The organism is Nocardioides stalactiti, assembly GCF_014180715.1.
GTDB classification, from domain to species: Bacteria; Actinomycetota; Actinomycetes; order Propionibacteriales; family Nocardioidaceae; genus Nocardioides; species Nocardioides stalactiti.
Genome location: NZ_JACEFC010000022.1, coordinates 38,156 through 47,649 on the forward strand (window position 1 = coordinate 38,156; position 9,494 = coordinate 47,649).

Sequence of the window (9,494 nt, forward strand, 5' to 3'; positions counted from 1 at the left end):
ATCGATGTCGACGCTGCCCCGCGGATCGACGGTACGACGCGACGCCGGTCTCTACGGCTACGAACGCACGCTGCGGCGCCACGGGATCGAGCTGATCGCCGGGGTCGACGAGGCCGGACGCGGCGCCTGCGCCGGCCCGCTCGTCGCCGGTGCGGCGATCCTGCCGTCCGGCAAGGCCGGGATCGTGCCGGGGCTGGCCGACTCCAAGCTCCTCACCGCCAAGGCGCGGGAGCGCTGCTACGACCAGGTCGTCCGGCGCGCGGTCGCCTGGTCGGTGGTGGTGATCTCGCACGAGGAGTGCGACCGGTTGGGGATGCACGTCGCCAACATCGAGGCGCTGCGCCGGGCGGTCGCCAAGCTCGACGTCGCGCCGTCGTACGTCCTCACCGACGGGTTCCCCGTCGACGGCCTCGGCGCGCCGGGGCTCGCGGTGTGGAAGGGCGACCGGGTCGCGGCCTGCGTCGCGGCCGCGTCGGTGCTGGCCAAGGTGACCCGGGACCGGCTCATGGACGAGCTCGACGGCGACTGGCCGGCGTACGACTTCAAGACCCACAAGGGCTACATCACGCCGACCCACACCGCCGCCCTCGACGAGCACGGGCCCTCGCCCGTCCACCGGATGCGGTTCGTCAACGTGCGGCGCGCGGCGGGCCTGGAGGAGCCGGCTGACGGACCGGCGCTAGAGTCGGCCCCGTGAGTGCCGAGGAGCTCGAGAAGTACGAGACCGAGCAGGAGCTGACGCTCTACCGCGAGTACCGCGACGTCGTGAAGATCTTCAAGTACGTCGTGGAGACCGATCGTCGCTTCTACCTCTGCAACTCCGTCGACGTGAAGGCGCGCACCGAGGCCGGCGAGGTCTTCTTCGAGGTGACCATCAGCGACGCCTGGGTCTGGGACATGTACCGGCCGGCCCGCTTCGCCAAGAACGTGAAGGTGCTGACGTTCAAGGACGTCAACGTCGAGGAGCTCGCCACCTCCGACATCGATCCTCCGAAGGGCTGACGCCTGCTGGTCCTTCCGGACCATGCCGCCCGGATCCAGGGGTCCCGTTTAGCGCTCTGAGCGCCGGGTTGCCTCTGCCGCTTCGCCTGTCCGTCGATCAACGGGTCGATGTCGAGGGACAGGGAGGTCCGCCGTGCGCCGTCAGCGAAGGAGCACCCCGGGTGCTTCCGCGCGCGACGAGCGCGGCGCTGTCGCCGTCTTCATGGCGGCCGTGCTGGTCGTGCTCCTCGGCATCACGGCGATGGTCATCGACCTCGGCCTGGAGCGGGTGACCGCGGCCGACCTGCAGGCGCTCGCCGACATGACGGCGATGGACCTGGCGCACGAGATCCACGGTCAGTCCCAGGCGTCGCTCGCGGGGGCGGGCGACTTCAGCAACCCCGGCAGCGCGGTCCGCAAGAGCGCGGCGCGCAACCCCGACGTCTTCGGCAGCGAGCTCAACGTGTCCGTCGACTGGGGCTCCTACGTCGGCGGGGTGTGGGACACCACGACCAACCCGCCGAGCGCGGTGCGGGTGGTGGCGAGCGCCGACACCGACTACTCCGTCGTGGGCGGTGCCGGCGAGGTCAGCCGGGAGGCGTACGCCGTGGCGTCGAGCTCGGCGTGCTACCGCCTCGGCACCTTCGTGGCTGCCATCCGTAGCGGCGACAGCACGGTCCTCGCGCCGCTCAACCACGTGCTCGGCGTCAACCTCTCCCTCGTGAGCTACCAGGCGCTGGCGAACACCAACATCACCCTTGCCCAGCTCGCGGCGACCTCGGCGATCGGCAGCCCCACCGCGCTGCTGACAGGGACCGTGACCTACTCCGACCTGCTGCTGGCGATGACCCAGGTGCTGTCCAACAGCCCGGGCTCCAACGCGGCGGCGATCACGGCGCTCAACACGATCCGCGCGGTGGCCGGCCCGGTCGGTGCGATCGCGCTCGGCGACGTCCTCCACGTGGCGCCGACGGACACCGCTGCCCTCGGGATGAGCCTCAACATCCTCGACATCGTCGGGTCGGCACGGCTGGCGACCGGTCAGCACTTCCTCGAGGTGCCCAACCTCCAGGCCCAGGTGCCGGGCGTCGGCAGCCACTTCACCGGCGGCCTCAGCCTCATCTCGGCCGCCCAGCTCGCGTGCGGCCAGCCGAACTCGAACCAGTCGGTCGCCCGCAACGCGCAGCTCTCGGGGACCCTCGGCATCGAGTTCGTGAACCTGCCGAGCCTCAACCTGGGCAATCCCATCGGCACCCTGCAGACGCTCAAGGGCGACGCCAGCCTCATCGTGAACCTCGCCGACGGCGAGGGCCGGCTGATCGCGCCGCCGGAGGTCCACTGCGGCACCGGCACCGCCGCCGACCCGCACACCTACTCGGTCGCGGTCTCCACCCAGCCGGCGACGTACTCGCTGCGGACCGACCTGGAGATCATCGGGAGCGTCCGCTTCTCGGTGCTCCAGACGCTCGGGCTCGGCAACCTGGTCAGCGGGCTGCTGGGCTTCCTGCTCCCCAGCTCGACCCTCAACCTCAACATCAAGGTCCGCCTCGACGTGGCCTCGACCGGAGGAGGCACGACCTCCGTCGCGAACCTCCGCATCCCGCCGAACGACGTGACGCCGGTCGAGACGGGCAGCACCGTCGCCCTCGACGTCAACAGCATCGTCCCGACGGTGACCGCGGTGAGCATCGGGAGCTCGACCCCGGCGCTCGGCGCCGTGACGGCACTGACCAACCCGATCATCACCGAGCTCCTGGTCGGCAACAACGCCTTCAAGAACAAGACGCTCGCTCCGCTCATCGACCACCTCAACACCGACTACGTCGGTCCGGTGGCGCGGATGGTGGGCCTCCGGTTCGGCGGGGCCGACGTCTACGCCGTCGGCGCCGTCTGCGGCGAGGCGGACCTCTGGGGCTGAGCGACGTCCCTTGGTGACGCGCGCGGACTAGGACCCGGACGGTGTCGTCTGGGTCTTTGGTCCTGTTGTCGGTCACGACCTGGGTCCATGCGGGGCAAAGAGTCGACAACAGTGCTTACCGTCGACTAAGCGCTCGCCGAAGGATCGGTGGAGAGCGAGGCTAGGGAGGGCCGCACGTGGACCGGGAGCTGTGCCGTCGAGGTCGGCTCCGTCGCTGGGGAGACGAGAGCCGCCGGAACGTTCGCGCACGTCGCCAGGACGAGCGCGGAGCCGTCGCCGTGTTCCTGGCCGCGGTGCTGGTCGTGGTCCTCGGCATCACCGCCGTCGTCGTCGACCTCGGCATGGAGAGGGTGACCCGTGCCGACCTCCAGGCGCTCGCCGACACGGTCGCCCTCGACCTGGCGAGGGAGATCACCGGCCGGACCCAGGCGCAGCTGACGGCCGAGGGCAACCTCGCGAACCCGGGCAGCGCGGTCCGCGAGAGCCTGAACCGCAACGCGGACACGCTCGGCAAGAACGTCGACCTCCAGATCGACTGGGGCTCCTACGACAACGAGGTGTGGAACACCGCGCCGGACCCGCCGACAGCGGTCAAGGTCGTCGCGAACGCCGACACCGACTACGCGGTCTTCGGCGGTGAGGGTGAGGTCACCCGTACGGCGTACGCCGTCGCGTCGTCGTCCGCCTGCTACAAGCTCGGCTCGTTCGTCGCCGCGATCAACAGCGACGACAGCACCGTCCTCGAGCCGCTCGAGGACCTGTTCGGGGTCAAGCTCGACCTCGTCAGCTACAAGGCGCTCGCGGCGGCCGAGGTGAACCTGGCCGACCTGGCCGCCGCCCCCACGATCGGCAGCCCCACGGCCCTGCTGACCGGCACGATCACGTACTCGAACCTGATCAGTGCCCTCATCTCGGTGCTGTCCAAGGACAGCACGGCCAACTCGGTCGCGATCAGTGCGCTCGACAAGATCCTGGGGGTCTCGGCCGTCGTGGGAGCGATCAGCCTCGGCAACGTCCTCCACGTGGCGCCCACCGACACCGCGGCGCTCGGCATGGACCTCAACGTGCTCGACATCGTGGGCTCGGCGCGGCTCGCCAACGGCGACCACTTCATCGAGGTGGAGAACATCCAAGCGGGAGTGCCCGGCGTCGGTTTCCAGTTCACGGGCGGCATCAAGCTGATCTCGGCCGCCCAGCTGGCGTGCGGCAAGCCGAACACCCCGGAGAGCGTCGCTGACAATGCCCAGCTCGAGGGTGATCTCGGGATCACCTTCGTCAACCTGCCGAGCCTGAGCATCCCGGGCCTGGCGACCTTGCAGACCACCAAGGGCACGGGGAGCCTGCACGTCAACCTCGCCGACGGGACTGGACAGCTCGTCGCCCCACCCGACGTTCATTGCGGCGACGGCACGGCAAGTGATCCGCACACCTACTCGGTGGCGGTGCAGACGCAGCCCGCGTCCTACTCGCTGCGCTCGGACATCGAGGTCACCGGGGACGTCAAGGCATCCGAGCTCAACGCCTTGGGGCTGGGCGGCCTCCTGTCCGGACTGCTGGGGATCCTGCTGCCGAATGCGAAGGTCACCCTGGACATCAAGGTCCGGTTCGACATCGCGACCAACTACGCGGGGGGCACCTCGATCGCCAACCTCGGCCTGCCGCCGAACGACACGACGCCGTACGAGACGGGCAGCACCGTCTATCTCGATCCTCGCAACGTCGTGCCGACGGTCACCGAGGTCTCGATCGGCGGCAAGCTCGCCCCGCTCAACCAGGTCCTGGTGCTGACGAACATGATCGTCAACGACCTGACGACCGCCAACAACGCGTTCATGGGCAAGACGCTCGTGCCGCTCATCGACAACATCAACAACACCTTCGTCGGTCCCGTCGCGCGGATGGTCGGGCTCCGGTTCGGAGGAGCCGACGTGTGGGCCGTGGGAGCGGTCTGCGGGGAGCCCGACCTGTGGGGATGACCCGTTCGTGCGCTGCCTAGTCCCAACGGACTAGGACCCCGGCCCCGAGCGGGTGGACTTGGTCGGGACCCGGTGACGGCGCACCAAGGACGGCGTTACGCTCCGCTGGTGGGCAAGGGAGATGCCCAGCCGGCGCTTGAGGGAGCGCCGGGGAGCGAGTGGAGGGACGATGCGTCGAGCGCTGCTATGGGGAGCCAGCGGACGCCGATCTCGTCGGCGACGTGACGACGAGGGAGCGGCCGCACTGGAGTTCGCCCTGATCCTTCCGATCCTGGTGATGCTGGTCTTCGGCATCATCGCGTTCGGCTACATGCTGAGCTTCCGTCAGGCCATGAGCCAGGCGGCAGCCGAGGGCGGCCGAGCGGCCGCGGTGAAGCCGGCCGGCACGCCCAACGACGAGCGCTACGCCGCTGCGCGAGCCGCGGTCAACGATGCGCTCAGCGCGTACGGCGTCGCCTGCACGGCGGGTGGCGGTCTCACCCACTCCGGTGGTCCGAGCGGGACCTGCACGATCGTCATCGGTGCCTGTTCCTCGGGTCCGGCGGGTGCGGAGTGCGCCAAGGTCACCCTGCACTACCCCTACAGCGACAACTCGCTGATCCCCGGCCTGGGGATCAACGCGATCCTTCCCGACGACCTCGAGTACTCCACCGAGGTGAGGGTCAGTTGAGCATCCGGTCGCGGGTCGCCCGGCTCGTGCACCGGCCTGACCGCGACGAGCGGGGCGCGACGGGCATCTTCGTCGCGGTCCTGGTGAGCCTGGTCCTGCTGGCGACGGCGGCGTTCGCCATCGACCTCGGCATGCAGCGCGCCGGTCGCCGTGACATGCAGACCGTGGCCGACATGGTGGCCCTCGACATGGGTCGGCTCATCGACGGCCGGACCCGCGCCCAGATCGAGGCCGGGGGAGCGAACGACCCGGCGGCCGCGGCGCAGCTCAACTGGAGCGTCGCCAACAACTCCGGCGAGACCATCGGCGAACCCCCGGACGTCACGGCGTACTGGGTCCAGGTCGCTGCCGACGGCACGTACCCCGAGGCCGGGGGCATCCCCGTGCAGGTCGGCTCCGCGCAGGTGCCCAACGGGGTCGTCATCATCGCCGGCACCGACCTCGGCTTCTCGTTCGGCGGGGTGACCGGGGTCGCGAGCGGCGACGTCCAGCGCTCCGCCGTGGCGACGGCCGAGGAGTCGGCGTGCTTCAGCGTGGGGTCCTACGCCGCGCGCCTCGACACGAGCAGCTCCGCGCTGCTCAACCCGATCCTCGAGGGCATCCTCGGCGGCGGCATCGACCTCGACGCGCTCAGCTACAACGGTCTCGTGGCTGCCGACGTGAGCCTGCTCGACCTCGCCGTCGAGCTCGGGCTGGGGTCCGTCGACGAGCTGCTCGCGGCCGACGTCAACGCGGGCTCGCTGCTCATCGCGGCCGCCAACGTGCTGCAGGCGGACGGCACCTCGGACCTCAACGTCCTCAACCTGGTCGGGGCCCAGCTGGGCGGCATCGCGATCTCGCTGGGCGACCTGGTGACGGCCGAGCCCGGCGCCGGCGCGGCCGAGACGGCGACGATCAACGTGTTCGACCTGCTCGCCGGCACCGTCCTCATCGCCAACGGGACCAATGCGCTCAGCATCCCCTCGCTCGCGGCCAACCTGCCACTGACCGGGACCGGGCTGACGACCAGCCTCACGCTCATCGAGAAGGCGCGGCAGCGGTGCGGCAAGATCGGCTCGCAGGCCGACACGGCCCAGGTCGCGCTCGGCATCTCCGGCCCCGTCGCCGCGCTGCCCAACATCCTCGGCCTGACCGCCTCCGCGACCGCCGACATCGCGGTCAACGTCGCCTCCGCCCGCGGGATCCTGACCGACATCGTGTGCGGCAGCGAGACCGCGGCCGACCCCAGCGGGGAGGACGTCCAGGTGACCAGCGGGGTCGTCGGTGCCTCGACCAAGGTCTCCGTCAACCTGTCCGGCAGCGTGCTCGGGCAGACCCTGCCCGGCCTCAGCGCACTGGCCCAGATCACCCTCGCCGGCCGGCTCGAGCTCACGGCGAGCACCGGCGACCCGTCGACGGTGCGGAACGCCCAGATCCGGGTGCCGAACAACCCCTCGGACTGGGGCGAGGCCTATCCGCTCGGATCGGGCGACCTCGGCCTCAACACCGCGAACGTGACGGCCACCTGGGTGACCGGGCCGACGGTCACCGTGCGGGTGCTCGGCATCCCGATCACGCTCAACGCCAACCAGCTGACGACCCTGCTCACCAACGTCGTGACCGGGGTGACCAACACCGTCCTCCAGCCGGTGCTGACAGCGGTCAACGACTCGATCCTCTCCCCGCTGTTCGACCTGCTCGGCCTCAACGTCGGCGGCGCCGACGTCTACGGCCAGCGGCCGTACTGCAGCAACCCTCTGCTGGTCGGCTAGCAAGCCCGGTCAGCGTCCACAGTCCCGCCCGGGGCGGTCCGTCTCCACAACGCCGCCCCGGGCCTGGGTCGTCCGTCGGCCGTCGCGGCGACGCTGGCGGGCATGACAGAGGCAACGGCAGGCACCCCGTCCGGCACGACCGCCCAGGCCCGGCAGGCCCTCGGCGCCTACGGGGAGGCAGTGGCGACTCGTCACCTCCTCGACCAGGGCATGGTGCTGGTGGAGCGCAACTGGCGGTGCGACGAGGGTGAGATCGACGTCCTGCTCCGCGACGGAGCGACGCTCGTGGTGTGCGAGGTCAAGACCCGCAGCAGCCTGGAGGCGGGGACGCCCCACGAGGCGATCACCGACGCCAAGCTCGCGCGGCTCAAGCGGCTCGGTGAGCGGTGGGCCACGGAGCGGGGCGTGCGGCCTGACGGGATCCGGGTCGACCTGGTCGCGGTCCTGCGACCGCGCCGCGGTCCCGCGATCGTCGACCACGTGGCAGGGCTGTTCTGATGCCGGTCTCGACCGCACTGTCCGTGGCCGTCAACGCGGCCCGCGGCCACCTCATCGACGTGCAGGCCGACGTCTCGACCGGCCAGGCCGGCATCACCCTCGTCGGCCGGGCCGACGCCGCCCTGCGCGAGGGGCAGGACCGGGTGCGGATGGCGGTGACCAACAGCGGTCTGACGTGGCCGGCGTCCAAGCGCACCACGATCCTGCTGTCGCCGGCCGACCTCCCCAAGTCGGGCACCCACTTCGACGTCGCCATCGCCGTCGCGCTGCTCGCGGCCGACGAGGCGCTGCCGGCGGCGGCACTGCGCGGCACCGTGTTCATCGGTGAGCTGACCCTGACCGGTGGGCTCCGCCCCGCGACCGGGGTGCTCCCGATGGTGCTGGCCGCGGTCGAGCGCGGCGTCCGGCGGGTGTTCGTGCCGGAGCCCCAGCTGGCCGAGGCGCGGATGGTGCCCGGCCTCGAGGTCATCGGGGTCCGCTCCCTGGCCCAGGTGGTCGCCGTCCTCAAGGACGAGGAGGTCCCGGCGGCGCCGCCCGTGGTCGCTGCCTCCGGCACCCACCTGCTCACCTGGCGGGGCGAGGCACGCCTCGACGAGCTCGACTTCGCCGACCTCCACGGGCTGCGCGACGTGAAGTACGCCGTCGAGGTCGCTGCCGCCGGCGGCCACGCGATCCTGATGTCCGGGGCGAAGGGCGCGGGCAAGACGAGCATCGCCGAGCGGATCCCGACGATCCTGCCCGACCTCACGGCCGAGGAGTCCCTCGAGCTGACCGCGGTCCACTCGCTGGCCGGCGTGCTCGACCCTGCGCGCGGCATGGTGACCCGTCCGCCGTACGCCGCCCCCCACCACGACGCGAGCAAGGCCAGCATCGTCGGCGGCGGACAGGGCCAGGTCCGTCCCGGCGAGATCAGCCGGGCCCACCTCGGAGTGCTGTTCCTCGACGAGTTCCCGCTCTTCCGGATCGACGTCATCGAGGCGCTCCGTCAACCGCTGGAGAGCGGTGACATCACCGTCGCCCGCCAGGAGGAGGCGGTGACCCTGCCGGCCCGGACCCTGCTGGTGCTGGCAGCCAACCCGTGTCCCTGTGGCGAGTACTCGACCGCCCCCGGTGCCAACGACTGCCAGTGCCTCGAGCGGGTCCGGCGCGACTACCGTCGGCGCCTGTCCGGACCGATCGCCGACCGCATCGACATCACCCGCCTGGTGGTCCCGGCGCGGGGCTCGCAGATCGACCGGTTCCGGCCGGCGGAGTCCTCGGCCGAGATCCGGCGGCGTGTCGCCGCGGCGCGTGAGCGCCAGCACCGCCGCTTCGCCGGCCGCAGCTGGCGGCTCAACAGTCAGGTGCCGAGCCCGCTGCTCAAGCGTGAGTGGCCGGTCAGCGCGGCCGGGCAGCGGCTGATCGACACCCAGACCTACGGCGGTCGGCTCAGCGTGCGCGGCGCGGTCCGGGTGCAGCGGCTCGCCTGGACGGTCGCCGACCTGCGCTCGGTCCGGACCGGTGTCGACGTCCGGCCCGGTGAGGAGGAGGTCGCGGCCGCGCTGCGGCTGCGCCTGGGCGAGCCGCTCGAGCTCCGCACGTTCGAGGACGGTGCCGCCGGCGGCGTCAGGGACGCAGACAGGGGTGACGACGACGGGGGTGACGACGACGTCGGTGACGAGGACCTCGACGAGGTCGTTCCTCTACGGGCGGAGACCCGA

General features: G+C 71.2%; 8 protein-coding genes. All 8 read left to right on the forward strand.

Annotated elements, in window-relative coordinates; all coding sequences use genetic code 11:
* The first annotated feature begins 4 nt into the window (after positions 1-4).
* Positions 5-697 carry a ribonuclease HII gene (locus tag H0487_RS06760; protein ID WP_183093465.1) on the forward strand — a complete coding sequence of 231 codons (693 nt, stop codon included), beginning with the start codon at positions 5-7 and terminating at the stop codon, positions 695-697.
* Positions 694-1,002, forward strand: a complete 309-nt coding sequence (locus H0487_RS06765) for a DUF2469 domain-containing protein (RefSeq protein WP_183093466.1) — start codon at positions 694-696, stop codon at positions 1,000-1,002. Before H0487_RS06760 ends, H0487_RS06765 begins: the two co-directional genes overlap by 4 nt.
* A gap of 133 nt (positions 1,003-1,135) precedes the next feature.
* Positions 1,136-2,899, forward strand: a complete 1,764-nt coding sequence (locus tag H0487_RS06770) for a Tad domain-containing protein (RefSeq protein ID WP_183093467.1) — start codon at positions 1,136-1,138, stop codon at positions 2,897-2,899.
* A 176-nt stretch (positions 2,900-3,075) separates the two neighbouring features.
* The gene (locus H0487_RS06775) at positions 3,076-4,875 is read left to right on the forward strand and encodes a pilus assembly protein TadG-related protein (protein WP_183093468.1); all 1,800 of its coding nucleotides are present in this window, start codon (positions 3,076-3,078) and stop codon (positions 4,873-4,875) included.
* A gap of 169 nt (positions 4,876-5,044) precedes the next feature.
* Positions 5,045-5,545, forward strand: a complete 501-nt coding sequence (locus H0487_RS06780; RefSeq protein WP_183093469.1) for a TadE family protein — start codon at positions 5,045-5,047, stop codon at positions 5,543-5,545.
* Complete coding sequence (locus tag H0487_RS06785) at positions 5,542-7,296, forward strand: Tad domain-containing protein (RefSeq protein WP_183093470.1); 1,755 nt, start codon at positions 5,542-5,544, stop codon at positions 7,294-7,296. The genes H0487_RS06780 and H0487_RS06785 overlap by 4 nt, the downstream gene beginning before the upstream one ends.
* Before the next feature lie 102 nt (positions 7,297-7,398).
* Complete coding sequence (locus H0487_RS06790; protein WP_183093471.1) at positions 7,399-7,794, forward strand: YraN family protein; 396 nt, start codon at positions 7,399-7,401, stop codon at positions 7,792-7,794.
* A partial coding sequence (locus H0487_RS06795; protein WP_183093472.1) for a YifB family Mg chelatase-like AAA ATPase occupies positions 7,794-9,494 on the forward strand: 1,701 nt, incomplete at its 3' end. The genes H0487_RS06790 and H0487_RS06795, both read left to right, overlap by 1 nt.